Source organism: Actinomadura geliboluensis (assembly GCF_043197915.1).
Lineage (GTDB): Bacteria > Actinomycetota > Actinomycetes > Streptosporangiales > Streptosporangiaceae > Spirillospora > Spirillospora geliboluensis.
On sequence record NZ_JBICUA010000005.1, the window covers coordinates 374599 to 401029 of the forward strand.

The 26431-nt window shown below is 73.4% G+C and carries 19 protein-coding genes; 8 read left to right on the forward strand and 11 right to left on the reverse strand.

The features are described 5' to 3' along the window. Positions 1-102 precede the first annotated feature (102 nt). Together ACGFI1_RS19355 and ACGFI1_RS19360 are read left to right on the forward strand one after the other, a co-directional pair. The gene (locus ACGFI1_RS19355) at positions 103-2934 is read left to right on the forward strand and encodes a helix-turn-helix transcriptional regulator (RefSeq protein ID WP_392786790.1); all 2832 of its coding nucleotides are present in this window, start codon (positions 103-105) and stop codon (positions 2932-2934) included. A gap of 191 nt (positions 2935-3125) precedes the next feature. After that, positions 3126-4958 (forward strand): M4 family metallopeptidase, encoded by a 1833-nt coding sequence (locus ACGFI1_RS19360; protein WP_392786792.1) that lies wholly within the window; start codon positions 3126-3128, stop codon positions 4956-4958. Positions 4959-5025: 67 nt separating this feature from the next. Here ACGFI1_RS19360 and ACGFI1_RS19365 read toward each other — a convergent pair whose 3' ends face one another. The 6 genes from ACGFI1_RS19365 to mshD form a co-directional block, all read right to left on the reverse strand. Next, positions 5026-6372: a serine/threonine-protein kinase gene (locus ACGFI1_RS19365; protein WP_392786795.1), complete on the reverse strand. Its 1347-nt coding sequence runs from the start codon at positions 6370-6372 to the stop codon at positions 5026-5028. 150 nt (positions 6373-6522) lie between these two features. Further along, the gene (gene pstB / locus ACGFI1_RS19370; protein ID WP_131943583.1) at positions 6523-7299 is read right to left on the reverse strand and encodes a phosphate ABC transporter ATP-binding protein PstB; all 777 of its coding nucleotides are present in this window, start codon (positions 7297-7299) and stop codon (positions 6523-6525) included. Between the two features lie 20 nt (positions 7300-7319). Continuing rightward, complete coding sequence (gene pstA, locus ACGFI1_RS19375; protein ID WP_138639412.1) at positions 7320-8216, reverse strand: phosphate ABC transporter permease PstA; 897 nt, start codon at positions 8214-8216, stop codon at positions 7320-7322. Beyond that, a complete protein-coding gene (pstC, locus tag ACGFI1_RS19380; RefSeq protein ID WP_386870674.1) occupies positions 8213-9190 on the reverse strand; it encodes a phosphate ABC transporter permease subunit PstC in 978 nt (325 codons plus the stop codon). Before pstC ends, pstA begins: the two co-directional genes overlap by 4 nt. An 89-nt stretch (positions 9191-9279) precedes the next feature. After that, positions 9280-10383, reverse strand: a complete 1104-nt coding sequence (gene pstS, locus ACGFI1_RS19385; RefSeq protein WP_138639410.1) for a phosphate ABC transporter substrate-binding protein PstS — start codon at positions 10381-10383, stop codon at positions 9280-9282. A gap of 280 nt (positions 10384-10663) precedes the next feature. After that, on the reverse strand, positions 10664-11530 hold the full coding sequence (gene mshD / locus ACGFI1_RS19390; protein WP_392786798.1) for a mycothiol synthase: 867 nt from the start codon (positions 11528-11530) through the stop codon (positions 10664-10666). Positions 11531-11649: 119 nt separating this feature from the next. Between mshD and ACGFI1_RS19395 the strand changes: the two genes are divergently transcribed. Continuing rightward, complete coding sequence (locus ACGFI1_RS19395; protein WP_392786800.1) at positions 11650-13326, forward strand: bifunctional metallophosphatase/5'-nucleotidase; 1677 nt, start codon at positions 11650-11652, stop codon at positions 13324-13326. 263 nt (positions 13327-13589) lie between these two features. Here ACGFI1_RS19395 and ACGFI1_RS19400 read toward each other — a convergent pair whose 3' ends face one another. The 5 genes from ACGFI1_RS19400 to ACGFI1_RS19420 all read right to left on the reverse strand — a co-directional run bounded on the left by ACGFI1_RS19400 (position 13590) and on the right by ACGFI1_RS19420 (position 20663). Further along, positions 13590-14756, reverse strand: a complete 1167-nt coding sequence (locus tag ACGFI1_RS19400) for an inorganic phosphate transporter (protein WP_386870680.1) — start codon at positions 14754-14756, stop codon at positions 13590-13592. Beyond that, a complete protein-coding gene (locus ACGFI1_RS19405) occupies positions 14753-15370 on the reverse strand; it encodes a DUF47 domain-containing protein (protein WP_138639406.1) in 618 nt (205 codons plus the stop codon). Before ACGFI1_RS19405 ends, ACGFI1_RS19400 begins: the two co-directional genes overlap by 4 nt. A gap of 349 nt (positions 15371-15719) precedes the next feature. Beyond that, positions 15720-15911 (reverse strand): hypothetical protein, encoded by a 192-nt coding sequence (locus tag ACGFI1_RS19410; RefSeq protein WP_089327902.1) that lies wholly within the window; start codon positions 15909-15911, stop codon positions 15720-15722. Positions 15912-16068: 157 nt separating this feature from the next. Further along, positions 16069-20052: an AAA family ATPase gene (locus ACGFI1_RS19415; protein WP_392786802.1), complete on the reverse strand. Its 3984-nt coding sequence runs from the start codon at positions 20050-20052 to the stop codon at positions 16069-16071. A gap of 89 nt (positions 20053-20141) precedes the next feature. Beyond that, on the reverse strand, positions 20142-20663 hold the full coding sequence (locus ACGFI1_RS19420) for a gamma carbonic anhydrase family protein (protein WP_386870684.1): 522 nt from the start codon (positions 20661-20663) through the stop codon (positions 20142-20144). 279 nt (positions 20664-20942) lie between these two features. Between ACGFI1_RS19420 and ACGFI1_RS19425 the strand changes: the two genes are divergently transcribed. The 5 genes from ACGFI1_RS19425 (at position 20943) to ACGFI1_RS19445 (ending at position 26331) form a co-directional block, all read left to right on the forward strand. Next, a complete protein-coding gene (locus ACGFI1_RS19425) occupies positions 20943-22019 on the forward strand; it encodes a DivIVA domain-containing protein (RefSeq protein ID WP_392786804.1) in 1077 nt (358 codons plus the stop codon). A 163-nt stretch (positions 22020-22182) separates the two neighbouring features. Then, positions 22183-22713, forward strand: coding sequence for a peptide deformylase (gene def, locus ACGFI1_RS19430; protein ID WP_386870688.1), 531 nt, complete (start codon positions 22183-22185; stop codon positions 22711-22713). A gap of 146 nt (positions 22714-22859) precedes the next feature. Next, the gene (locus ACGFI1_RS19435; RefSeq protein ID WP_392786806.1) at positions 22860-23594 is read left to right on the forward strand and encodes a response regulator transcription factor; all 735 of its coding nucleotides are present in this window, start codon (positions 22860-22862) and stop codon (positions 23592-23594) included. Next, the gene (locus tag ACGFI1_RS19440; RefSeq protein WP_386870690.1) at positions 23594-25066 is read left to right on the forward strand and encodes a sensor histidine kinase; all 1473 of its coding nucleotides are present in this window, start codon (positions 23594-23596) and stop codon (positions 25064-25066) included. Before ACGFI1_RS19435 ends, ACGFI1_RS19440 begins: the two co-directional genes overlap by 1 nt. A gap of 302 nt (positions 25067-25368) precedes the next feature. Then, positions 25369-26331: a S1C family serine protease gene (locus ACGFI1_RS19445; RefSeq protein ID WP_392786809.1), complete on the forward strand. Its 963-nt coding sequence runs from the start codon at positions 25369-25371 to the stop codon at positions 26329-26331. The last annotated feature ends 100 nt before the right edge of the window (positions 26332-26431 follow it).

Sequence of the window (26431 nt, forward strand, 5' to 3'; positions counted from 1 at the left end):
CCCCGGCGGGACGGGCCACTGGGTGGAACGGCGGCGTTGTGACGGGGTCCCGCGCTGGTTATCGTCAAGGCGGCGTCCGATTTCTCCTGAAGGGAGCGATCAATGGACGTCCGCGCCGCGCCGCCGGTGGTCCGCCAGGGGATGCCGCCCGCGCCGGCCGGGCGGTCCGCACTGCTCACGGCCCTGGAGTCCCGCCTCGCGGCGAACGGCAGCGTCGTGCTGACCGGCCCCAGCGGCATCGGCAAGACGGCGCTGCTGGAGGCCGCCGGGGCCGCGGCGGCCGCGCGCGGCGAGCTGGTGCTGCGGACCGCCGGGACCGAGACGGAGCGGTGGGTGCCCTGCTCGGGGCTCGCGGAACTGCTCGACCAGCTGCCCGGCCCGCTCACCGATCCGCTGCCCCGCGAGCGGCTGACCGGCCTGCCCGAGCCCGCCCCGCACCCGCGTCCCGATCCGGACGCGGACCATGTGGCCTGCCGGCTGTCGTTCCGCGGGCTGCTCGCCCGGTGCGCCGAGGAGCGCCCCGTGCTCCTGCTCGTCGACGACGCGCAGTGGCTGGACGCCGAGTCGGCCGACGCCGTCCGCTACGCGGTGGGACGGCTCGCGGCGCGGGGCGTGCGCGCCGTCGCCGCCGGGCGCTGGCCGGACGGGTTCGCCGCGGGCGAGGGGAGCGGCGCGCCCTGGGCCCCGGCCCCCGACGCCCTCCACCTGCCCGTCCCGCCGCTCGGCCCGGACGAGCTGGCCGAGATGTTCGACAGCTACGGGCTGCCGGTGCGGGTGGTGAACACGCTGCACTCCGACTCCGGCGGCAACCCCTACCTCGCGCTCGCGCTCGGCGGCGCGTTCACCGACCGCATCCCGCGGCACTGGCGGCCCGCGCCGCTGCCGCAGCGGGTCCGGTCGGTGATCGAGGAGCGGCTGGCGCGGCTGCCCGCCGAGGCCCGCGAGACGCTGCTGACGGCGGCGCTCGCGATCCGGCCGACGACCGACCTGCTGTGCCGGGCCGGCCGCGCCGGGGCGGTCCGGGACGTCCGGCTCGCCGCCGGGCTCGGGCTGCTCATCACCGAGGGCGGCGGCATCCGGTTCACGCCGCCCGCCGTCGGGACGGTCCTCGCCGAGTCCGCCGGCGCGCCGCACCTCGCGCGGGTGCACCGGGCCCTGGCCGCCGCCGTGCCGGACGCGGCGGGCCGGACCCGGCACCGCGCCCTCGCCGACCCCGGCCCGGACGCCGAACTGGCCCATTCGCTGGTCACCGCCGCCGAGCGGGCCGTCCGGCAGGGGTCGCACCGGATGGCCGCCGAGCTGTACCGGCTGGCCGCCGACCGGTCCCCGGCCGAGCCCGCCGCCGAGCGGCTGGAATGGCTGGTCGCGGCGGCCGAGACGGGCGCCAACGGCGGCCTGCCCGACCTGGTGCACCGGGCCGCCGAGGCGGTGCTCGCCGCCGACGCGTCCCGCGCGCAGCGGGTGCGGGTCAGGCTCGCACTGCTGGACCTGTCCGGGCAGGGCCTCGCAGAGATGGGCGAGGTGTTCGCCGCCGCACTGGTGGACGCGGACGGCGACCCGGCGCTGCTCGGGCCGCTACGGCTGCGCATGGCGCTCGGCGCGCTGGTGAACGGTGCGCCCGCGCGCGCTGAGCACGAGGCCAACGGAGCACTGGCGCACGCACGCGCGACCGGCGACACGGCCCTCGAAGCCAAGGTGCTCGCCATCCGGGCCAACATCGCACTCATCGAGGGACGGGACGACTACGCCACCGACCTGCGCCGCGCCCGGCGCCTCCCAGAGCCGCCCCTGGACGGCCAACTGCACATGACGCCGCGCTACCTGGCCGCGTACTGCGCCGTGTTCGAGGACCGGCTGGCCGAGGCCCGTGAAGACCTGCTGCGGATGCTCGCGCTCGTCGAACGCGGGTCCGGGGAGGAGGTCGTGCACGTCCTGCGGAACCTGTCGGAGGTCGCCGTCCTCACGGGCCGGTGCAGGGAGGCGCTCGACTTCGCCGACCGGGCCATGCGCATCACGGAGGAGGCCGCGCTCAGCCCGGGCCCCGCCTGGTACCACGGCGCGCTGGCCGAACTGGCCGGCGGCAGCGTCCGGCGCGCGGTGGCGCTCGCCGAACGGGGGCTGCGGGCGTCCGAGCAGGAGAACGACGTCATCTTCCAGAGCCGCCTGCTGCACGTGCTGGGCGTGGCGCGGATGCGGCTGGGGGAGGTGCGCGAGGGCGTCGAGGCGCTGGAGCGCATCGACGTGCTCGGCGACGGGCGCGGGCCGCTGTCGCCGCTCGTCCTGCGCAGGCACGGCGACCTGGCGCAGGGGCTCGTCGCCCTCGGCGACACCGAGCGGGCGGCGGAGGTGATCCGCGCGACCCGCGCCGCCGTCGCCGACCGGGCGCGCGGCATCGGCGTCACCGGGCGGCTGGACCGCGCCGAGGCGTGCCTGCTCGCCGCGAGCGGCGAACCGGACGCGGCCGTCGCGCTGCTGCGCCGCACGGCGGCGCTGTTCGAGCGGCTCGGCCAGCCCCTGGAGGCCGGGCACTGCCTCCTCGAACTGGCCCGGGTCGAACGCAGCCGGCGGCGCGTGAGCACCGCCCGGGAGGCCGCCTCGGCGGCGCTGGAGACCTTCGTCCGCTGCGAGGCGCGGCCCTGGGTGGAGCGCGCCCGGCACCGGCTCGCGCGGCTGGACACCGGGCTCCGGGACGGGCCCGCGCCGCCGCCCGGCCACGCGGCGCTCAGCGACGGCGAGCGGCGGATCGCGGTGCTCGTCGGGCAGGGCGCCACCAACCAGCAGGTGGCGACCCGGCTGTTCCTCAGCGTGAAGACCGTCGAGGCGTCGCTCACCCGCATCTACCGCAAACTCGGCATCCGCTCGCGCGCGCAACTCGGCGCGCTGGTCGCCGGGCTCGACGGGCTCGACGGGCCGGAGGCCACCCTCACCCGGTAGTCCATCCCCGCCCCGGTAGGGATTCCCCTTGCGTTGCGGACGGCGTCCCTACGGCTTCCCTAGCGTCGCGAACTATCCGGTGACTTGCCCGGAAATGCATGCGAACGTTCCCGAGGCGAACCCGCCCACCACTCCGGAGCCCCGGCGGGCGCCACCGCGCGCGCCGGGGCGAGCCCCGAAGGAGTCACCGCGTGAGATCCACCACCCCCGCGCGCGCCCACCGGCGCGCGGCCCTGCGGCGCGCCGCCCTGAGCAGCGCGCTCGTCACCGCCGCGGCGACCGCCGCGCTCGGCCTCCAGGCGGGGACGGCCACCGCCGCCCCCGCCCAGGCCGCCCCGGTGCAGGCCCCCGGCCCCGGCAACCCCGGCCAGCTCCCCGCCAAGGTGAGCGCCAAGGAGTACAAGGCGCTCGTCGGCCAGGCCAAGGCGCAGCAGGACGCGACCGCCTCCCAGTTGAAGCTCGGCGACAAGGTCGAGTTGAAGGCGAAGACCGTCGTCAAGGACAACGACGGCACCACCCACACCCACTACACGCGCACCTACGACGGGCTGCCCGTCCTCGGCGGCGACCTCATCGTCCACCGGGCCCCGTCCGGCTCGATCACGCGCGTCACCCAGGACGCGACCCGCCCGCTGAAGGTCGACACGGCGCCGAAGACGCTCGCGTCCACCCGTCCGGCGACACCGGAGGCGGCGGGCAGCGTCGCCCCGCGCAAGGTCGTCTGGACGGCGGACGGCGAGCCCGTCCTCGCCTGGGAGACCGTCGTCGGCGGGACGCAGCGGGACGGCACGCCCAACCGGCTGCACGTCGTCACCGACGCCCTCACCGGCAAGAAGATCATCGAGTGGCAGGGCGTGCAGACCGGCACCGGCAACAGCCAGTACTCCGGCACGGTCCAGCTCGGCACCACCAGCTCCGGCGGCTCCTACGTCCTGCGCGACACCGGCCGCGGCAACCACGACACCACCAACCTCAACGGCGCCACGTCCGGCCGCGGCACGCTGTTCACCGACAGCGACGACGTCTGGGGCACCGGCTCGCCGAGCAACCCCCAGACCGCGGCCGTCGACGCCGCCTACGGCGCCGGCGAGACCTGGGACTTCTACAAGAACGTCTTCGGACGGTCCGGCATCCGCGGCGACGGCGTGGGCGCCTACTCGCGCGTCCACTACAGCAGCGGCTACGTCAACGCCTTCTGGGACGACTCGTGCTTCTGCATGACGTACGGGGACGGCCAGGGCAACAGCAGGCCGCTGACCGAGCTGGACGTCGCCGGGCACGAGATGACGCACGGCGTCACGTCCAACACGGCGGGCCTCATCTACCAGGGCGAGTCCGGCGGGCTGAACGAGGCGACGTCCGACATCATGGCCACCGCCATGGAGTTCTGGTCGAACAACGCCAGCGACGTGGGCGACTACCTCATCGGCGAGAAGCTGAACATCCGCGGCGACGGCGCGCCGCTGCGGTACATGGACCGTCCCAGCAAGGACGGCAGCTCGCTCGACAACTGGTCGCCGAACGCCGGGAACGTCGACGTCCACTACTCCTCGGGCATCGCGAACCACTTCTTCTACCTGCTGTCCGAGGGCAGCGGCTCGAAGGTGATCAACGGCGTCCAGTACAACTCGCCGACCGCCGACGGGCAGCCCGTCACCGGCATCGGCCGGGAGAAGGCCGCCGCGATCTGGTACAAGGCCCTCACCGAGGAGATGCGGCCGACCACCGATTACGCCGACGCGCGCCGCGCCACCCTCGCCGCCGCGTCCGGCCTGTACGGGGCGACCAGCGCCGAGTACGCCGCGACCGCCAACGCGTGGGCCGGCGTGAACGTCGGCGGACGCGTGGACGACCCGGGCCCCGGCGACCCCGGCGACCCGAGCGGGACGTGGACCGTCGGCACCGCCTACAACGTGGGCGACGTCGTCACCTACGACGGCGCGTCCTACCGGTGCCTCCAGGCGCACACCGCCCTGCCCGGCTGGACCCCGCCGAACGTCCCCGCCCTCTGGGAGCAGGTCTGACCGCTCGCTCCGAGCCACGGCGTCCCCTCCCCAGGGGCGCCGTGGCCGCGAGCCCCTGCCGCGCGGCTCAGCGGAGGGGCACCAGGCACGCCATCTGGTTGTCGGCCTCGATGGCGCGCACCCATCCCTCCGCCTTCTCGCACTCCTCCTCCGGGTCATGGGTTTCGCCCGGCTGATCCCGTCCCCAGTGGACGATGAGGGTGGCCTTGTACTCGGCGGCGGGAGACCAGCAGGGGACCGCGGCCAGGTCGCCGCCGACGTCGGTGGCGCAATCCCGCAGATCGACCCCGGAGGCCCCGCCGCTCAGCAGGCTGCTGAGCCAGACGGAGTACGGCTGGGGATAGACGTACAGGACGGCGACCGTGGCCACGAGCACGAGGATGCCCGCCGCGCTCGCCCATGCCTTCTTCGGTGCCGCGTCGCTCCCCGGCAGCGAACCCCGGAACCCGGAAGCGGGCACCTTCGCACGTGCGGGACGGGCCTTCGCCGTCTCGGCCGCGGGACGAGGACGAGGTTCCAGCAGTGTCGCGACACGCGTCCGGTGCCGGGTGACGACCTCGGTGACGGCCTCCGGCAGCCACCCCCGCCCGGCGCCGTCCCCATCGGGCGGGGGTGGCCCGGCGAGCTCCTCCAGGATCCGCGAGGTCGACGGACGGGCGGCCGGGTCCTTGGCCAGGCAGGCCGCCACCAGGCCCGCCAGCGGTCCGGGCACGCCCGCCAGGTCGGGTTCGGCGTGCACGATCCGGTAGATGACCGCGTGGCCCGGCCCCTCCCCGAACGGGCTGCGGCCCGTCGCGGCGAACGCGAGGACGCAGCCGAGCGAGAACACGTCGCTCTCCGGCCCGGCCGGCCGCGCCGTCGCCTGCTCGGGCGACATGAACGCCGCGGTGCCCAGCACCGCGGACGTCTGCGTGTACGACGTCGCGTCCAGGGCGCGGGCGATGCCGAAGTCGATCAGCCGGGGCCCGTCCTGGGCGAGGATCACGTTGGCGGGCTTGAGATCGCGGTGCACCAGCCCGCACGCGTGGACCGCCGCCAGCCCCTCGGCCAGCCCGGCGCCCAGCGCCGCGACCGACTCCGCGGGAAGCGGGCCGTGGTCGGCGACCGCCCGGTGCAGGGACGGCCCGGCGATGTAGGCGCTGGCGAGCCAGGGCGGGTCGGCATCCGGGTCGGCGTCCACGACGTGCGCGGTGTAGAAGCCGCCCACCTTCCGGGCGGCGGCGACCTTGGCGGTGAAGCGGCGGCGGAACTGCGCGTCCCCGGCCAGCTCCGGCCGGGCGACCTTCACGGCGACCGCGTGGCCGCCGCGCGAGCGGCCCAGGAACACCTGGCCCATGCCGCCCTGGCCGAGGCGACCGTACAGCCGGTAGGGGCCGACCCGGGCCGGGTCGCCTTCACGCAGGGGGTCTGCCATCGTCCCGCTTCCACTCGGACGTGCGCGTACGCGGTCGCTCCAGATGATCTCAAAGGAGCGGGGCGCGCGGCACTCCCGCCGGGCACGGCGTGACGCCCCCGCGGACGGTTCCACGGGGGCACCGCGAGCGGAGCGGCCGGCGGCCGGGGATCAGCCGAAGCGGCCGGTGATGTAGTCCTCGGTGGCCTTCTGCTCCGGGTTCGCGAAGATCTTGCTGGTGTCGTCGATCTCGATGAGCTTGCCCGGCTTGCCGGTGCCGGCGATGTTGAAGAACGCCGTGCGGTCGCTGACCCGGGCCGCCTGCTGCATGTTGTGCGTGACGATCACGATCGTGTACTGGGTCTTCAGCTTGTCGATCAGGTCCTCGATCGCGAGCGTGGAGATCGGGTCGAGCGCGGAGCACGGCTCGTCCATCAGCAGCACCTGCGGCTGGACGGCGATCGCGCGGGCGATGCACAGCCGCTGCTGCTGCCCGCCGGACAGCCCCGCACCGGGCTTGCCGAGCCGGTCCTTGACCTCGTTCCACAGGTTGGCGCCGCGCAGCGACTCCTCGACGATCTCGTCCAGCCGGGACTTGCGCCGCACGCCGTTCAGCTTCAGCCCGGCGGCGACGTTGTCGTAGATCGACATGGTGGGGAACGGGTTGGGCCGCTGGAACACCATGCCGACGACGCGGCGCACCGCGACGGGGTCGACGGACGAGTCGTACAGGTCCTCGTCGTCCAGCATGACCTTCCCCTCGACGCGCGCGCCCGGGATGACCTCGTGCATCCGGTTCAGCGTGCGCAGGAAGGTGGACTTGCCGCAGCCCGACGGCCCGATGAACGCGGTCACCGAGCGCGGCTCGATCGTCATCGAGATGTCCTCGATGGCGTGGACGCCGCCGTAGTAGGCGTGGAGCCCGGAGACGTCGATCCGCTTGGCCATGGGGTTTTCCTTTCTGAGGGTCAGCGGCTCGTGGGCGCGGTGCGCCGGGCGACGAGGCGGGCGACCAGGTTGAGCAGCATGATGATCCCGATCAGCACGAGCGCGCCCGTCCAGGCCCGGTCGATCGAGTGCTGGTTGGGGTCGGCGGCCTGCTCCCAGATGAAGGTGGGCAGGGACGCCTGCGGGCCGGTGAACGGGTCGTTGTTGATCGCCTTGGTGAAGAAGATCGTGAGCAGCAGCGGCGCGGTCTCGCCCATCACGCGGGCGACGGCCAGCATCACGCCGGTGACGATCCCCGTCATCGCCGTCGGCAGGACGACGAAGCAGATCGTCCGCCAGCGCGGCACGCCCAGCGCGTAGGACGCCTCGCGCAGGTCGTTCGGGACGAGCTTCAGCATCTCCTCCGCGGCGCGCACCACGGTCGGGATCATCAGGATCGTCAGCGACAGCGCCCCGGCGAAGCCGGAGAAGCCGAAGCCCATCGTGAGCAGCCACAGCGCCAGCACGAACAGGCCCGCGACGATCGACGGGATGCCCGTCATCACGTCCACGGTGAAGCTGATCAGCTTGCCGAGCCGCCCGTTGCCGGCGTACTCGACCAGGTAGATCGCGGTGAGCAGGGCGAGCGGCACGGCGATCACGGTGGTGATCGCGACCTGCTCCAGGGTGCCGATGATGGCGTGGTAGGCGCCGCCGCCGGGGTCGCTGCCGCTGACCGCGTTCATCGAGAACTGGAAGAACGTGGGGTCGAGCCGCTTGGCGCCGTTGACGACGACCGTCCACAGCACCGAGACCAGCGGGACGACGGCGAGCGCGAACGCCAGATAGACCAGCCCCTGGACGAGCCGGTCCTTGATCTTGCGCCCCGCCGACACCGAGGTGAGGCTCCCGCCCTTGCGGGTGGAGACGGTGGTCACGCGAACTCCTTCCGCCGTGCGACGACCGCGCGGGCGGCGATGTTGACGACCAGGGTGATCACGAACAGCACGAGGCCGGAGGCGATCAGCGCGCCGCGCCCGGTGACGGACGCCTCGGCGAAGCTGTTGGCGATGTTCGCGGCGAACGTCGCGCCGCCGTTCTCCAGGAGGTGCCAGTTGATCCCGGGGACGAACGTCAGCACCATCGCGACGGCGATCGTCTCGCCCATCGCGCGGCCGAGGCCGAGCATCGAGGCGCCGATCATGCCGGACCGCCCGTAGGGCAGCACCGCCATCCGAATCATCTCCCAGCGGGTCGCGCCGATCGCCAGGGCCGCCTCCACATTGGCCCGCGGGACCTGGAGGAACACCTCCCGGGAGATGGACGAGATGATCGGCAGGATCATGATCGCCAGCACCACCGAGGCGGTGAAGATCGAGTTCTTGCCGGGGCTGTCGCCGCCGAACAGCGGGATCCAGCCGAGGCCCGCGTTGAGCGCCTTGCTGATCCCCTCCATGTGCTGGGACAGGAACGCGAGGCCCCACAGGCCGTACACGATGCTGGGCACGGCGGCGAGCAGGTCGACGACGTAGCCGAGCCCGGACGCCAGCCGGCGCGGCGAGTAGAACGAGATGAACAGCGCGATCCCGATCGCCACCGGCGTCGCCATGAGCATCGCGAGCAGCGACGAGATCACCGTGCCGAACGCCAGCTGCGCGATGCCGAACTCCGGCGGCGTCGCGTTCGGGTTCCACTCCTCGCTGGTGAGGAAGTTCGCCTCGTTGGCCCGCAGGGCGGGGATCGCCTTCCAGACGAGGAACGCCGCGATCGCGGCGACGATCGCCAGCACGGCGATGCCGGAGCCGCGGGCGGCCCCGGCGAAGATCTTGTCTCCGGCCCGTCCGGTGCCCATCGCCGCGGCGGCGCGGTCCCGGGTGCCGGCGCGCGCCTCGACGCCGGTCTCGGTGGTCATGGGGGAACCTCCTTGGATGACGTCGGAACCCACGTCGGCCCCGCCGCCGAGGTCGTCGGCGGCGGGGCTGCGGGAACCGTCGCGCTCGGTCAGGACAGGGCCTTCACGGACGCCTGGACCTTGGTGAGCACGCTCTGCGGCAGCGGGGCGTACCCGAGGTCGGTGAGGATCTTCTGACCGTCCGCGCTGGAGGTGTAGGTGAGGAAGGACTTGACGAACCCGGCCTGCTCGGCGGGCAGCCCCTTCTCACACGCGATCTCGTAGGTGACCAGGACGATCGGGTAGGCGCCCGGCTCCTTGGTCGTGTAGTCGATCTCCAGCGCGACGTCGTTGCCGGTGCCGGTGACCTTCGCCCCGGCGACGGCCTTGGACGCGCTCTCCGGCGACAGCTCGGTGTACTCGCCGGCGCCGTTCTTCACGTGGGCGGTCTGCAGCTTGTTGTTCTCGGCGTACGACATCTCCACGTAGGAGATGGCGCCCTGGGTGTTCTTCACCTGGCTGGTGACGCCGTCGGACTTGGCCGCGCCCTGGCCGGTGGAGTTCGGCCACTTCTTGGCCTTCTCCCAGGTCCAGACGTTCGGGACGACCGTGTTCAGGTAGTTCGTGAAGTTGTCCGTCGTGCCGGACTCGTCCGAGCGGTAGATCGGCTTGATGTCGGAGGCGGGCAGCTTGGCGCCCGCGTTCTCCCCGGCGATCGCGGGATCGTTCCACTTCTTGATCTTGCCGGAGAAGATCTTGGCGATGTTCTCGGGCGACAGCTTCAGCCCGTCCACGCCCTGCACGTTGTAGACGACCGCGACCGGGCCGACGACCATCGGCAGGTTCAGCGCGGCGCCGCCCTGGCAGCGCTTCTGCGCGGCGGCGGCCTCCTCGGGCTTGAGCGCCGAGTCGGAGCCGGCGAACGACACCTGCCCGCTGGTGAACGCCTGGATGCCGGCGCCCGAACCGCTCGGGTTGTAGTTCAGGTTGGCGCCCGCGCACTTGCTGGCGTAGAGCTTCGTCCACTCCTCGATCGCGTTCTTCTGCGCGCTCGACCCGGCCGCGTTGACGCTGGCCTTGGCGCAGTCGATGTCGCCGGCCGGCGCGCTGCTCGAGCTCGCGGTCGTGTTGTTGTCGCTCCCGCAGGCGGACAGGGCCAGCGCGCCCGCGACGACCACACCGCCCAGGGCGGCGAGTCGGGAACCGTTCTTCACCGGAGGGTCTCCTCTTAGATTTCGTCGGCCGGGTCTGCCCGCGCCGTCTTCGCACACCGTCGTGAGGCGTGTCGGACGGTGGGTTCGCCGTCGAATGCGACGCTAAGCAGGCGAGGTGACCAGCCGCCCCGATCCAGGTGAACGGCAGATGAACGCGGCCGAGCACGATCACGAAGAATGCCCCGATTTGGGATGGACGCCGGGTTAACGGCGCAGCTCAGGCAGCAAAAAACCCGGTCGAGACTCGCTCAACCGGGTTTGGCGCCGGGGGTGCCGGGGGTCAGGCGTACATGACGTCGACGGCGTACCGCGTGAAGCCCAGCGACTCGTACAGGCGGACGGCCGCGACGTTCGACTCGTCCACGTACAGCATGATCTGGTCCATCCCTACGGACCGCAGATGATGCAGACCCACCAGGGTCAGCGTGCGCCCGAGCCCGAGGCCCTGCGCGTCGGGATCGACGCCCACGACGTAGACCTCGCCGATCTTGCCGGGGTGCACCTTCGTCCAGTGGAACCCGGCGAGCCGCCCCTCCCGCTCGGCGAGGAAGAACCCGGCGGGATCGAACCAGCCCTCGGCCTCGCGCGCCTGGACGTCGTCCATGGTCCAGGCCCCCTGCTCGGGATGGTCGGCGAAGGCCCGCGCGTTCACCGCGAGCCACGCCTCCTCGTCCCGCCCGGGCTCGAAGGCGCGAATGCCCACCCCGTCGGCAACGCGCACCTCGGGCAGCGGATCGGACGCCGGACGCCGCAACTGGAACAGCGCACGGACCCGCGCCATCCCCTCCGAACCCGCCAGCGCCGCCGCGGCCGGAAGATCGCCATGCGCCCACACCCGCACCGACCCACCGGCCTCATCGCGCAGCGCCCGCAGCAGCACGCGCCCATGCCCCCGGCGCCGGAACTCCGGATGGACGACCAGCTCGCCCGCCGCGGGCTCGTCCTCCGAAGCCGGGTCGAAATGCGCGTAAGCCACCACGGCCCCGCCCTCGACGACCGCCAAGCCCGACCGCCCGCCACGCAACGCCAGCAGGGCATGCTCCGACAGCGGCCCGACCCCGTCGGCCCGCTCCGCCGCCTCGACCAGCGCCAGCGCCTCCGCGGCCTCGGCCTCACCCAGCGTTCCGCGCGCCCGCAGCTCACCCACGCCGCCACCCTATGCGCCGCGACCACGAGGAAGATCGTCCGGGGGTCCTGATCGATTTGTCACAAAAACGTCACCGCGCCGCCGGGATCCGTATGCCGGGCGAACCTACCGTCCGCAGAATGACTCGACGACGCACCATCCTGGCCTGCGCCGCGGCGGGGCTGACGGTCATGGGCCCGGCCGCGCAACCCGCCGCCGCCCACCCCGCGCCGACGGCGTCCGTGCGGCTCCTCGCGCTCAACGACTTCCACGGCAACCTGGAGCCGCCCTCCGGGAGCTCGGGCAGGGCCGTCGACGAGGACGGCAACACCGTCCTCGCGGGCGGCGCCGCCTACATCGCGGCCCACCTCAAGCAGTTGCGGAACCGCGACACCCTCACCGTCGCCCAGGGCGACCTGATCGGCGCCTCACCGCTGATCTCCGCCGCCTACCACGACGAGCCCTCGGTGCAGTTCCTCGGCGACATCGGCGTCACGGCCTCCGCGGTCGGCAACCACGAGTTCGACGAGGGCTACCAGGAGCTGCTGCGCATCCAGAACGGCGGCTGCCACCCCGTCGACGGCTGCTCGCCCGAAGGCGCCTGGCCCGGCGCGAAGTTCGACTACCTCGCCGCCAACGTGCTGAAGGAGCAGGGCCGCCCCGCCATGAAGCCGTGGACGATCCGCCGCATCAACGGCGTCCGGGTCGGCTTCATCGGCGTCGTAACCAAGACCACCCCGAGCATCGTCACCCCCGAGGGCGTCAAGGGCCTGACGTTCGACGACGAGGTCGCCGCCGCGAACCGCGCCGCCCGCGAGCTGAAGCGCCGCCACGTCCGCGCGATGGTGCTGCTCGTCCACGAGGGCGACCAGGTGAAGGACGGCTCCCGCCCCGACGAGTGCGGCATCGTCCCCGGCGCCGGCTCGCGCATCGCGCGGCAGGCCGACCCGGAGATCGACATGGTCCTCTCCGGCCACACCCACCAGCAGTACGTCTGCTCGGTCAAGGACCCGAACGGGCAGCCGCGCCTGTTCTCCTCCGGCTCCTCCTTCGGCCGCGTCATCACCGAGGTGAACCTCAAGGTGAACCGGCGCACCGGCGACATCGTCCGCTCCTCGGTGAAGGCCGACAACCACGTCGTCACGCGCGACATCAAGCCGGACCGGCCGACGGAGACGTTCGTCCAGACCTGGAAGGACCGCGTCTCCGCCATCGCAGACAAGCCCATCGGCAAGATCACCGCGGACCTGACCCGCACCCCCTCCCCGGCGGGCGAGACCGCGCTCGGCGACGTCATCGCCGACGCCCAGCTCGCCGGCACCAAGGACCTCGGCGCGCAGGTCGCGCTGATGAACCCCGGCGGCGTCCGCACCGACCTCACCTACGCCGAGAGCGGCTCCGAGGGCGACGGCGTCGTCACCTACGGCGAGGCGTTCGCCGTCCAGCCGTTCAGCAACGTGATGGGCGTGACGTCCCTGACCGGCGCGCAGCTCGACGCCCTCCTCGAACAGCAGTGGACGCCCGCCGGCGAGAAGATCCTCCAGCCGTCGGCGAACCTGCGCTTCACCATCGACCGCGCCAAGCCCGTCGGCGACCGCGTCTCCGCCATCACCATCGACGGGACCCCGATCGACCCGTCCACCACCTACAAGGTCGCCGCGAACAACTTCCTCCTGGGCGGCGGCGACGGCTTCACCGTCTTCACCGAAGGCCAGAACCAGGCCCTGGGCGCCGTAGACCTGGACACCTTCGTCGCCTACTTCAACACCCAGGGCACCATCGCACCCCCGCCCCTGAACCGCATCACCGGCCAGTAAGACGCCACCAACCCCACCCCAAAGAAACAGCGTGGCCCGGACCGCCCAGCGGCCCGGGCCACGCCCGCCTCACTCAGGAGCCTCAGCCACCGGTCGCGGGCAGGCACGCGGAGCGAGCGCCAGCGAGCGCAGCGGGCCTGCCCGCCGAGCCGGGCGACCGCAGCGACACGCCGCGAACCTGCACGGTCACAACACACCCGCACCGTGGCGTGAGGATCGACCGGCTCGTGACGGGGGTTCCAGGGGGTCGCCCCCCTGGGAGATCACGCGCCGAAGAAGTGGACCGCGTAGTAGACGACGGCGGCGACCAGTGCGGCCGCCGGCATGGTGAGGACCCAGGCGACGAGGATGTTGCCGGCGACGCCCCAGCGGACGGCGGAGAGGCGCTTGGTGGCGCCCGCTCCCATGATCGCCGAAGTGATCGTGTGGGTGGTGGAGATTGGAGCGTGCCAGATGAACGCGGTGGTGTAGAGGACGACGGAGGCGGTCGCTTCGGCGGCGAAGCCCTTCGGCGGGTCGACTTCGATGACCTTGCGGCCGAGCGTGCGCATGATGCGCCAGCCGCCCGCGTACGTTCCGGCGGACAGGGCGCCCGCGCAGACGATGACCACCCACCAGGGGACGGTGCTGCCGTCCGCGTGCCCGGTGGTGACGAGCGCGAGGACGATGATGCCCATGGTCTTCTGCGCGTCCTGCAGGCCGTGCCCGAGCGCGAGGGACGCGGCGGACATGGTCTGCGCGATGCGGAACCGGCGGCCTATCCGGCTGGGGTTGGCCCGCCGGAAGATCCACAGGATGGCCACCATGGCGAGGTAGGCGAGGCAGAACCCGACGACCGGTGACAGCACCATCGGGACGGCGACCTTCTCGACCACGGTGTGCCAGTTCACCGACGACATCGAGGCCAGACCGGCGCCGACCACGCCGCCGATGAGGGCGTGGGAGGACGACGACGGCAGCCCGAAGTACCAGGTGATGAGGTTCCAGGTGATGGCGCCGAGCACGCCCGCGGCGACGACGGTGAGGCCGTGCAGCCCGGACGGGGGAGTGATGACCTCGCTGACGGTCTTGGCGACGCCGACGCCGAGCAGCGCGCCGATCATGTTCATGGCGGCGGCCATGCCGAGCGCGACGCGCGGTGTCAGCGCGCGGGTCGAGACGGCGGTGGCGATCGCGTTGGCGGCGTCGTGGAAGCCGTTGGTGTAGTCGAAGACCAGCGCCACGACCACGACGAGGACGAGGACGGCCATCTGCGCGTCGGACCGGAGCCCGAGCGCGCCGCCGATCATGACCAGCAGGATGCCGGCCAGCAGCAGCAGCCAGGCCCGGCCGGTGACCCGGCGCGTGGCCTGCTCGCCAAGGGAGGCGGGATCGTCCTCCGCGGACGGGTCCCGGGTGACGGTCACGCCGGGATCCTTGGCTGCGCTCATGATTCCTTGACCGCGATGGTCTCGACCGTGTTCGCGACGTGCTCGAACGCGTCGGCGGCGTCCTCCAGCCGGTCGATGACCTGCTTCAGCTTCAGCACGGTCAGCGTGTCGTACTCGCCGCTGAACAGCTGTGCCAGCAGCTTGCGGTACACCTGGTCGCCCTGGTTCTCGAGCCGGTTGATCTCGATCCAGTACTCGTTGAGCTCTTTCATCGAGCGCAGCCGCGGCATGGCCTCGGCGGTCAGCTCGGCGGCGCGCTCGAGGACCTCCACCATGGCGACGATGCCCTTGGGGAACTCTTCGATCTTGTAGAGGACGACGAGGTCGGCGGCCTCCTCCATCTCGTCCATGACGTCGTCTATGGACGAGGCGAGCTGGTAGATGTCCTCGCGGTCGAACGGCGTGATGAACGTTTCGTTCAGGCGGCGCATGATCGCGTGGGTGCATTCGTCGCCCGCGTGCTCGCAGGCGCGCATCTTCTCCGCGATGGCCGCCCGGTCGGCGCCGTCGCTGATGAGTTCCACGAGGAGCCTGGCGCCGGTGACCAGGTTGTTCGCCGAGTCGGTGAACATGTCGTAGAAGCTGTCCTCACGCGGCGTGAGACGCAAGCGCACGTCGTTCTCCTGATGTGCTGGAACAGTCCGCAGAGGATCGTAGGCGCTACCCGCCGTAAAAAGAACCTTTGCCCCAGCTTCGGCTGGTGTCACCCATCCTCTCACCTACAAGATTGCCCTAGATCGGCAGGTACATACCCTTGCCGCCGCGGGCTATCTGGAGGAACGCCCGCCGGTTGCGGGCCTCCCGGCGACCCGGCGGGCCGGCCGGGGGCGACCGGAAGTGAGATTCCTTACATCGCCCGCCCGTGACCTGCGGCGGGACGGCGGTGACGGGGGGCCGGAAATGACGAACCGGGGACGCCCCGAATCTCGGCGTCCCCGGATCCAGCGAGCCCGGGACCTGCTTCTAGTCCTGCGGCGTCAGCTCGCGACGACCGGCTTCGTCGGACCGTACTCCGAGCACCATGTCGATTTCCGCGATGGTCAGCGGCCGCTCTGCCGCCGCCACCGCACTGAGCATCTCGGCATAGAGTTCGATCTCGTCCAGCGCAACACGGTCGTGGACGCGCAGATCAAGGTTCTGGCGCACCGCGTCCACCTCCCGTTCGTTCCCCACACCCAAGTCGAGGCTACGCGCACGCCCCCGACGGGCACATGACCCAAGAGGGCCATTCGAGGGCCACCCTGACGACTGGTCTTCCCGGGTGATGCCCATCTGATGCCACCGTCCCGCCAAACGGGGGACGCCCGGCCGCTCACGACCCCGCGCGGAAGTCGCCGAGCAGCTGCTCCAAGGGGGTTTCGGGGAGGTCGCGGGCCGTGAGGCGGGCGACGGTCGCGGCGTTGACGTCGGCGCCGGCGAGGCGGGCCGCCTGGCGGGCCACCGTCTGCTCGAACAGGGCGCGGACGGTGCGGGCGTAGGCGAACCGGGGGTCCTCGCGCATCGCGGCGAAGCGGGACAGCAGCTCGACGCGCAGCTCCTCGTCCAGCATGTAGAGGTCGCGTTCGGCGTAGCTCTGGAACAGCCGCACCATGTCGCGGTCGCCCATCCCGGTGAACTCCATGACGCGGCCGAACTCCGCGCGGAACGCCGGGTTGCCCGCGAGGAAGCCCTCCATCTCCGCCGCCGGGCTGGAGCAGACCACGATGAACCGGGCGCCGGACTGGTGCATCCGGCGGAGCAGCTCGTCCACGACGGCGGGCGCCCGGTCGAGCCGGTACGCCTCCTGGATGAGCAGCACCCCGCCGAGCGCCTGGTCGACCATGGCCCCGACGCGGTTGCGGGTGTCGACCTGGTCGCGCCCGGCCAGGTGGACGGGACGGCACGCCACCACGTGCCCCGACTGCAGCAGCCCCAGCGCCGCGTAGACGCCGCCGACCAGCCCCGCCACGGTCGTCTTCCCGGTGCCGGGCGGGCCGGTGAACACCAGATGGCGGGGGTCGTCGCCGGACACGCCGTACCGCGCGCGGTCGGCGGCGAGCGCCGCCTCGTCGGCCAGCTCGTGCACCGCCGCCTTGACGTCCTCCAGCCCGGTGAGCTGGTCGAGCTGCCGCAGGTAGCCGCCGATGTCGCCGGGCGGCCGCAGCGCGGGCTCGATGCCCTCCGCGACGCCTGCGAGGTCGTCCGGGGTCAGCACGAGCCGGTCGTGGGACGCCCCGGCGCGCTCCATGTTCCGCTGCGCCGCCTGGTCCAGGTACGCCTCGACGAGGCGGGCGTTGACCAGGTCGCCGGGACCCCGGAGCCGCTCCAGGTCGGCCCGGACGGCCTCCAGCGCCGCCGCGCCGATCGTGACGCGCCGCTCGTCCGCGAGCAGGTGCAGCAGCGTCATCCGGTTGTCGAGGTCGCCGAAGTCGGGCAGCCGGTGGACGCGGAACGCCTGCACGAGCTTCGGGTGCTCCTGCAGCAGCCGCCGGTACGCGCGCGGCTCGCACGTCGCGATCACTGGGGTGGTGTTCACCGGGTCGCGGCGGGCGCGGCGCACCGCCCCGACGACGGCGCCCGGGTCGGCGGCGTCGGCGATCGCGACGTCCAGCCGCTCGAACAGGATCACCGGGCCCGGCTGGGCGAGCAGCTGCCCGATCCGCTCCGGCGGCGCGTTCCGGACGTCCTCGGCGTCGTGCGCGCGGATCGACCCGTCGCCGAGGCCCGCGTTCGCCAGCGTCAGCGCGATCATCCGGGACAGCCGGCGCTGCCCCGAGTGCGGGTCGCCGACGAGCAGCACCGCGGGCACGCCCGACTTGATCGCGCTGGGCGCGCCGTCCACGCGGGTCGCCTCGGCCTGGTCGCCGGTCGGCTTGTTCCACTCCTCGGCCTGCGCGCGGACGTCGCCGAGCAGCACCGACGCGTCGTGCTCCCCGTAGACGAACCCGAACCCGAACCGCTCCAGGACGCGGCGGGTGCTGCGGTCGCTCGGCGGCGGGATCTCGTCGACGGGACGCTCCGGGGACGGTGTGTCGTCCAGGAAGTCGAAGTCGCCCACCATCGTCTTGGACATGACCTTCGTCCCCGGCGGGGGCGCCACGGAACCGCCGGGGACGGGCTGTGGCGCTGCGGGCGGGTCGTCTTCGAGGTCGCCGGGGCCGAGGATGCGCGTCCCGGGCGGCTGGTTCGCCGGCGGGGGAGGCGTCGGGGTCTGCGCGGGCGGGCCGGGCTGCGGCGACCCCTGGCCCTCGACGCGCGTCGAGTACGCGTCGAACGTGGTCGCCTGCGGCTCCGGCGGGGCCGGAGGCGCGGGCGGTTCCGGTTGCCGGACGGGCGGCGGCGGGGGCTGCGCCTGGAGCGGCGCGGGCGCCGGTGCCGGTGCTGCGTCCGCCGGCTGGTAGCCGAGCTGCGTGTAAGGCGGGACGAAGTCCTCGTCCTGCGCCTCCTCCTGCGGGGAGAAGCCGCCGAGCTGCGGGTCCGGCTGCGGAGCCGCGGCCTGCACCGGTGCCGGGCTCTGGACCGGCGGGGGCGGCGCCGGGCTCTGCATGGGCACGGGCGGCTGCGCAGGCGCCTGTACAGGCGAGGGCGGCGGCGCGGCCGGGCCGGGGCGCTGGAAGCCGAGTTCGGTGTAGGGCGGGGCGGCGCTCGCCTCCGCCTCGTCCTGGCCGGAGGGAGTGCCGAGCAGCGGATCCGGCGAGGCGAACGCGGCCTGCTGGCCGGGGCCGGGCTGCTGGTGCGCGGCGGGCGCGTCCTCCCGGCCCGGCTGCGCGGGCGGCTGCACGAACGGCCGGTCGGGCTCGGACGGCGCGCCCTGCGGCTGCGGCGGCGCGCCGGGCGCGAGGCCGGGCTGGCTCTGCATCGCGAGCGGCGACGGCTGCGCCGGGGCCGGGTTCGGCTGCGGCGTGGCCATCGTGGACGCGGCCGTGGCGCGGGCCCGGTTGCGCCCGATGATCCCGGCGATGATCGCGGTCGGGACGGGGAAGCCGCGCGGCCGGGCGGGCATCCCGCCGAGCCGGCACCACGCCAGGTCGGCCTCGTACATCGCGGCCAGCAGCGACTCGGCGCCCTGCCCGGACCCGGCCGCCGAGCGCAGCGGCTCGGGGAGGCGCATGTCGGAGGGCCAGAGCCGGCGCAGCGGATGCCCCTTCTGCTCCGCCACCGCCTGCACCGTGTACCGGATCTCCGGGTCCAGCCACGGGACGATCGTGCCGACCATGTCCTTGCGGACGACGTTCAGGTCGGCGGCGAGCAGCGCCGCCGCGACCAGGCGCGGCTCCAGGTAGGCCGGGTCGGCCGGGTCGCCGGACAGCTCGGCGATCAGGTCGCTGAGCGTGTAGAACGCGTGCCGGAAGTTGTCTCCCGGCGAGCTCTCGTTCCGCAGCGACGGGACGAGGTGCGGCGGGCAGCGGGTGAGCCACTGCTGGACGATCGCCTGGTCGCCGTACGGCAGCGCGCCGTAGTCGACGGTCGGGTTGGCGAGCGTGGTGCTGAGGATGGCGAGCAGGGCGTCCGCCCGCATCTGGAACCGGACGTCCTCGCGGAGCGCGCTGGCGACGGCCCACATCGTCCGCAGGACGACGACCGCCGCGTCCACCCGGCTGGCCCGGAGCCGCTCCGCGTACAGCGCGACGAGGCTCTCCAGGGTGGGCGGGGTGAGCCAGCGCGGGCCGTCCACGTCGGGGAGGGGGCGGGCCCGGTAGGGCTTCCAGAGGTCGAGCATCTGCGCGTCGAGCCGCGCGTCGAACGCCGGGGCGGCCGAGCACCACAGCATCACGCCCCACGCGGCCGCGACGGTCGAGGGCGTCTCGCCGGTGAAGTCGGGCCACCAGTGCGGGTAGTCGGGGGCGGCGAGCGTGGCGGCGGACTCGACCGTCGACCGCACGCGCGAGGTCAGGTCCGTCGCGAACCCGTGCCCGACGAAAGGCAGCCCCTTGGGCGGGTCGTAGCCGAAGTCGGGCCCGGCGGGGACGACGTGCGGTGGCAGGTTCGGCACCTGGCCGGCGCCCTGCTGCGCGGGCCTGGCCGCCATCCGGACGGCGGGCGTGCGGGGCGGTGGGCACAGGTACCACTGGCCGTCGGACGGGTGCAGCCGGTACCAGCGGGCCCACGCGCCGAACAGCCACCATGTCCCGTCGGGGAGCACGAGCATGCGGCCGCCGATGGCGTGGTGGCGCTGCTGCGGGGGCGCCGACGGCCACCACGCGGCGGCCACCATCGCCCGCGTGTCGCGCTCCGCCTCCGTGAACGGATCCTGCCCCCGCTGCGGGCTGGGCGGCGGAGCGCTGCCATAGCCCGGTCCCCACACCACGATGGTCATCGTAGTCAGCAGAACCCGCCCGGCGGGTTCCTGACCGGCGCGGAAGTAGCGTCGCCGCAGGTCAGCGCGAGATCAAGGGGGGCTTGACGTCACTGCCACTCGGCGGCGCGGTGCCGCTCGGCCTTCTCCATGTAGACCGTGGGGGTGTGCTCCAGGACGAGCCGGTCGTCGTCGGTCAGCTCCCGGACGATCTTGCCCGGCGTCCCGGCGACCAGCACCCCGGCCGGGATCTTCTTGCCGGGCGGCACCAGCGCGCCCGCCGCGATCAGCGTGCCGGCCCCGACGCGGGCGCCGTTCAGCACGATCGCGCCGATCCCGATGAGCGCGCCGGTCTCGACGTGGGCGCCGTGCACCATCGCCTTGTGGCCGAGGCTGACCCGGTCTTCCAGGACGGCGGGCATCCCCGGGTCGCAGTGCAGGCAGCTGAGGTCCTGGATGTTGCACTCGTCGCCGACGACGATCTCCTCGTCCTCGGCGCGCAGCACCGAGCCGTACCAGACGCTGGACGCGCGGCCCAGCGTCACCCGCCCGACGACGACCGCGCCGGGCGCGACCCACGCCGACGGGTCGATCTTCGGCCGGTCCGCGCCCAACGCTCCCAGGTAGCTCATGCCGCCGATGCTAGGACGCGGCCCGCCCCGCCCGGGGACCGGGGGGCATCGGATTTGACCGGATTGGATAGTTTGTCGAGCCTGTCGGCAAGAAGAAACGGCAGCAAGAAGCGTGTTCCGGTTGCGCGAAAGGGGTGGACCGGACAAGAGTCGTCCTGACGTATCCGTGCGTCCGTGTGGTACGTCCGTATCCTGTGGGCCCGCTCAGGCGGGTGAGGCTTGTTATCGCGTCCGACCCTGACGGGGTGATGACCCCCGCCAACGACCCCCCAAGGCACCATGAGCAACGAAGCCGAGATCCTGCCCAACCTCCTCCAAGACGAGTCGTTCGAGATCGTCATGCGCGGCTACAACCGCCGCCAGGTCGACGACTACATCGCCCGCGCCCAGCAGAAGCACCGCGAACTGGAGGCGCGCCTCGCCCGCGCCCAGGACGACGGTGAGCGCCTCCGCCGCGAGATGGCCGAGCTCAGGGAGGCGCGCAAGCCCACCGGCGACGACCTGAGCGACCGCCTCCGCCAGATCATCAACCTGGCCGAGGACGAGGCCCAGGACAAGGTCGCCCAGGCCGAGGCCAAGGGCGCCGAGATCCGCGAGGACGCCGAGCACGAGTCCAAGCGCATCATCGACGAGGCGCGCGCGCACGCCGACAAGAACCTCGCCCAGGCGCAGGAGAAGGCCGACCACGTGCTCGCCTCCGCCAAGAAGGAGTCGGAGAGCGTCCTGTCGTCGGCGAAGCAGGAGGCCGAGCAGACGGTGACGAGCGCGCGGCTGGAGGCCGAGCGCACCCTCACCGCGTCCGAGCGCCGCGCCAGCGTGATCAACGAGGGCGCCACGCAGCGGCTCACCGCGCTCACCAAGAACCACACCCAGGCCCTGCAGCGGCTCACCGAGATCAGCGACACGCTGCACCGGCTGCTGACCGCCGAGAACGAGGCCGGCCCGCTGGAGAAGATGGTCGAGGACGCCGTCCGGCAGAGCAGCCCGCGCAAGCAGGCCCCGCCCGCGCAGCCCGCGCCCGCCGCCAAGCCGGCACCGGTCGCGACGGCCAAGCCGGCCACGGCTCCGGCGCCCGCGTCGCCGAAGCCCGCGTCGGCCCCCGCCCCGGCCCCGAGCCCGGCGCCCAAGCCGGCGTCGGCCGCCGCCCCGCCCGCCGCGCCGTCGATCAAGAAGCCCGAGCCGACGTCGGCCGAGCCCGCGGGGCCGTCCGCGCCGTCCGCGCCGTCCGGGTCGTCCGCGCCGTCCGCCTCCGCCGCGCCGCCGCAGGCCAAGCCCGCCCCGCGCCCGGTCGAGGACGCCGCCCCGGTGCACCCCCCGGTCCCGCCGCAGCAGCCCCGCGGCCCGATCGAGCTGTAGCGGAGCCGGGCCGCGGCACCGGCCCGTCCGTCCGGGGGGGGGGGGGGGGGGGGGGGGGGGGGGGGGGGGGGGGGGGCGGGGGCGGGGGGGGGGGGGGGGGGCGCCCCCCCCCCCCCCCCCCCCCCCCCCCCCCCCCCCCCGCCCGCTTTGTAGGATCTTCGCCGTGAGGAAAAGGACCCATCCGCGGGGCGGGACCGCCCGCCCGGTCAGGCTTCTCGGCGACCCTGTACTGCGCACCGAATGCGACCCGGTCCGGACGTTCGACGCCTCTCTGGAGCGCCTCGTCGACGACATGTTCGTCACCATGTACGAGGAGGAGGGCGCCGGCCTGGCCGCGAACCAGATCGGCGTCGGCCTGCGCCTGTTCGTGTACGACTGCGAGGACGACAAGGGGCGCCGCCACATCGGCCACGTCGCCAACCCGGTGCTGGTCGCCGCCGACGGCGAGCAGCTCGTCGAGTCGGAGGGCTGCCTGTCGGTCCCCGGCCTGCGGTTCGAGACGCCGCGGTACGCGCACGCCGTCGTCGAGGGCGTGGACGTGAAGGGCAGGCCCGTCCGCGTCGAGGGCACCGGCTACTTCGCCCGCTGCCTCCAGCACGAGTGCGGCCACCTGGACGGCCGCGTCTACATCGACGTCCTGTCCGGCGACGCCCGCCGCGAGGCGATGCGGGCCATCCGCGCCCTCCAGCGCTGACCCCCGCCCGCGCGGACTCGCCTACCCTGTCCAGTCGCGCTTCCAGTCGGACCGGGGGCGGCGCTCAACGTATCCTCGGCCGCCATTCAGGGGACGTTCAGGTTCGGCTGGAATCCTCGGCGATGATGTGGAGGGGGACTGGGCAATTGTCTGAACGGACGGCGAACGGCGGCGGCAAGGCGGCGGCGGAGGCGACCCTGCTCGTCGTCGAGGACGAGCCCAACATCCTGGAGCTGCTCGCCGGCAGCCTGCGCTTCACCGGGTTCGACGTGGTCACGGCCACGAACGGGGCGGACGCGGTGCAGTCGGCGCGGCGGCACCGCCCCGACCTGATCGTGCTGGACGTGATGCTGCCCGACATCGACGGGTTCGACGTCGCGCGGCGGCTGCGGTCCGGCGGCGACCACACCCCGGTGCTGTTCCTGACGGCGCGCGACGCCGTCCAGGACCGCATCAAGGGGCTGACGATCGGCGGCGACGACTACGTCACCAAGCCGTTCAGCCTGGAGGAGGTCATCGCCCGCATCCGGGCGGTGCTGCGCCGGTTCCGCGGCGGCGCGGCCGAGCCGCCGCCCCGGCTGGTGTTCGCGGACGTGGAGCTGGACGAGGACAGCCACGAGGTGTGGCGGCGCGGCAGGCCCATCCAGCTGTCCCCGACCGAGTTCAAGCTGCTGCGCTACTTCATGGCCAACGCGGGCCGCGTCGTGTCGAAGGCGCAGATCCTCGACCACGTGTGGAACTACGACTTCCGCGGCGACGCGGGGATCGTGGAGTCGTACGTGTCCGCGCTGCGCCGCAAGGTGGACAACGCCGAACCGCGCCTCATCCACACGCTGCGCGGTGTGGGGTACGTCCTGCGCGAGCCGTCGAGATCGGGCTGATGTCGCGGTCGCCGCGCCGCGCCCTGGGGCGGCTGTGGGGGCGGACGTCGCTGCGCGTCAAGCTGATCGCCGGGATGCTCGTGCTCGTCACGTTCGGGATGACGGTGATGAGCGCGGCGGGCGCGTCGGTGCTGCGCCAGTACCTGGTGGGCCGGGCCGACGACCAGCTGCGCAGCTCGGTGGGGCGGGCGGTCGAGCAGGTCGTCCCGCAGCTGCGGCGCGGCGAGGTCAACATCGACGTCCGCATCCCGAGCGAGATGTACGGGCAGGTCCGCACCGACGACGGCCACGCCCTCGGGCAGAACCCGGCGTGGAGCGAGACCGGCCACCCGAAGCTGCCCGCGGACCTGCGCGAGCACATCGACCGGCCGTTCACGGTACGCGGCACCGGCGGTTCGCAGTGGCGGATCCTCGCCGAGCCGATCCCGGGCGGGATCATCGTCCTCGCGTTCAGCATGGACGAGGTCGACCGCACGGTGCAGCGGCTCGTGGTGATCGACGCGATCGTGGGGCTGCTGGTGCTCGGCGTCCTGGTCGCGCTCGGCGTGTGGGTGGTGCGGGCCAGCCTGCGGCCGCTCGCCGCGGTCGAGGAGACGGCGGGCGCGATCGCGGCCGGGGACCTGTCGCGCCGCGTCCCGCAGGCCGACCCGCGGACCGAGATGGGCCGGCTCGGCCGGTCGCTGAACACGATGCTCGGGCAGATCGAGGCGGCGTTCGGGGCGCGCGCCGAGTCGGAGGCGGCGGCGCGGCGCTCGGAGGAGACGGCGCTGCGCTCGGAGGAGCGGATGCGGCGGTTCATCGCGGACGCCAGCCACGAGTTGCGCACGCCGCTGACCGCGATCCGCGGCTTCGCCGAGTTCTACCGGCAGGGCGCGGCCCGCAGCCCGGCCGAGCTGGACCGGCTGATCGGCCGGATCGAGGAGACCGCGTCCCGGATGGGGCTGCTGGTGGAGGACCTGCTGCTGCTCGCCCGGCTGGACCGGCAGCGCCCGATCGAGCGGCGCCCGGTGGACCTGCTCGCGGTGGCCGCCGACTCCGTCCAGGAGGCGAGGGTTCTCGCGCCGGAGCGCAAGATAGACCTGTCCGTCGAGGGAGGGCTGGCGTACCAGGTGCGGGGGGACGAGCCGCGGCTGCGCCAGGTGCTCGGGAACCTGCTGTCCAACGCGATCGCGCACACTCCGGAGGGGACGCCGGTCGACGTCCGGCTCCTGCCCGGCACGCTGCGCGGCGGGCCGGCGGCGGTGATCGCGGTCGCCGACCAGGGCCCCGGCCTGTCCGCCGAGCAGGCGGAACGGGTCTTCGAGCGGTTCTACCGCGCGGACGAGGCCCGGTCCCGCGACTACGGCGGCGCCGGGCTCGGCCTCGCCATCGTCGCCGCGCTCGTCGCCGCCCACGAGGGCATCGTGGAGGCCGACTCGACGCCGGGCGGGGGCGCCACGTTCAGGGTCGTCCTCCCGCTGGCCGACGACTAGCCGGAGCGGGGCGAACGGGGCGTTCGGCGGAGACCTGGGTCACATTCAGGCAATGTTCAGGTAAGTGCGCTTAGGTGGACGGACAGGGCGCGCCCCGGTCTCGACGGGGAACGGGAGTCCGCGCCCTGGCCAGCTCACCCCCGGGTCGCCCCCCCCCGGGGGCACCGCGACCGTGGACGCGCCGCCCACGGTCGCGGTTTTTTCATGTCTTGTCGGCTTTCAGCACACTTTCAGGTTCAATCCAGGCGGCCTGCAGCCCCGGCGCGCACTCTCGATGGTGAGCGAACGACAGGGGGATCCGCATGAACACCGATGCCGGACGGCCGCAGCCGTCACCATGGGAGCCGCGACAACCGGACTTCGCCGCGCAGGGGCAGTGGTCCTGGGAGGGTGCCGCGCCGCCCGGCATGGGCGCTCCGGAGCCGGCCGGACCGGCGGCTCCGGGGCTGTTCGGCACGGCACGGCGGAAGCTCGCGGCGGTGGGGGCCGCTGCGGCGCTGGCGCTCGGGGCGGGCGCCGGAGGCGCGGCGGTGGCGCTCGCGCTGACGCACGAGAGCACCGTCTACGCGAGCCCGACGGCGGTCTCGGGGGCCTCGTCCACCAGCACGACCGCGCAGGTGGCGGCCGCCGTCCAGCCGAGCGTGGTGTCGATCCAGGCGCAGACCTCGTCCGGCGTCTCCGGCGGGTCCGGCGTCATCCTGCGCTCGGACGGGGTGATCCTCACCAACGCGCACGTGGTGTCGGGCGCCCGGCAGGTCGGGGTGAAGTTCAGCGACGGCAGGACCGCCGCGGCGCAGGTCGTCGGGGCCGACTCCCGCGCCGACGTCGCCGTGATCAAGGCGCAGGGGGTGTCGGGCCTGAAGCCCGCGACGCTCGGTGACAGCGACCGGCTCGCCGTCGGCGACCAGGTCCTCGCCGTGGGGAGCCCGCTCGGCCTGGACGGTTCGGTGACGTCCGGCATCGTCAGCGCGCTCGGCCGCGAGGTGCAGGAGGGCGACTCCGAGCAGCAGCTCCCGCCGGGGCTGCGCGGGCAGCTGTCCCAGCAGCAGCAGACGGTCATCAAGAACGCGATCCAGACGGACGCCGCCATCAACCCCGGCAACTCCGGCGGTGCCCTGGTGAACGCGTCGGGCCAGGTGATCGGCGTCAACACCGCCATCGCCACGTCCGGTGGCAGCGACGGGAACATCGGGGTCGGCTTCGCCATCCCGATCGACTCCGCCAAGAAGACCGCCGACGAGATCATCGCCGGCGCCTCGGTCTGACCCGGCCGCCGTCCGGCCAGGCTCTGGGGGGAGCGGGCGGACGGGCGGCGGACCGGTCAGAAGGTCCTCCCGGCCGGGCCGGGTTCGGGAGGGCCGGCAA

Bases quoted from the DNA above. Each gene is read 5' to 3' on its own strand.
- ACGFI1_RS19400 (WP_386870680.1), bottom strand. From the start codon at position 14,756: ATGAGCGCAGCCAAGGATCCCGGCGTGACCGTCACCCGGGACCCGTCC.
- ACGFI1_RS19425 (WP_392786804.1), top strand. From the start codon at position 20,943: ATGAGCAACGAAGCCGAGATCCTGCCCAACCTCCTCCAAGACGAGTCG.
- ACGFI1_RS19365 (WP_392786795.1), bottom strand. From the start codon at position 6,372: ATGGCAGACCCCCTGCGTGAAGGCGACCCGGCCCGGGTCGGCCCCTAC.
- ACGFI1_RS19395 (WP_392786800.1), top strand. From the start codon at position 11,650: ATGACTCGACGACGCACCATCCTGGCCTGCGCCGCGGCGGGGCTGACG.
- ACGFI1_RS19420 (WP_386870684.1), bottom strand. From the start codon at position 20,663: ATGAGCTACCTGGGAGCGTTGGGCGCGGACCGGCCGAAGATCGACCCG.
- pstB (WP_131943583.1), bottom strand. From the start codon at position 7,299: ATGGCCAAGCGGATCGACGTCTCCGGGCTCCACGCCTACTACGGCGGC.
- ACGFI1_RS19445 (WP_392786809.1), top strand. From the start codon at position 25,369: ATGAACACCGATGCCGGACGGCCGCAGCCGTCACCATGGGAGCCGCGA.
- pstC (WP_386870674.1), bottom strand. From the start codon at position 9,190: ATGACCACCGAGACCGGCGTCGAGGCGCGCGCCGGCACCCGGGACCGC.
- ACGFI1_RS19440 (WP_386870690.1), top strand. From the start codon at position 23,594: ATGTCGCGGTCGCCGCGCCGCGCCCTGGGGCGGCTGTGGGGGCGGACG.
- ACGFI1_RS19415 (WP_392786802.1), bottom strand. From the start codon at position 20,052: ATGACCATCGTGGTGTGGGGACCGGGCTATGGCAGCGCTCCGCCGCCC.
- ACGFI1_RS19355 (WP_392786790.1), top strand. From the start codon at position 103: ATGGACGTCCGCGCCGCGCCGCCGGTGGTCCGCCAGGGGATGCCGCCC.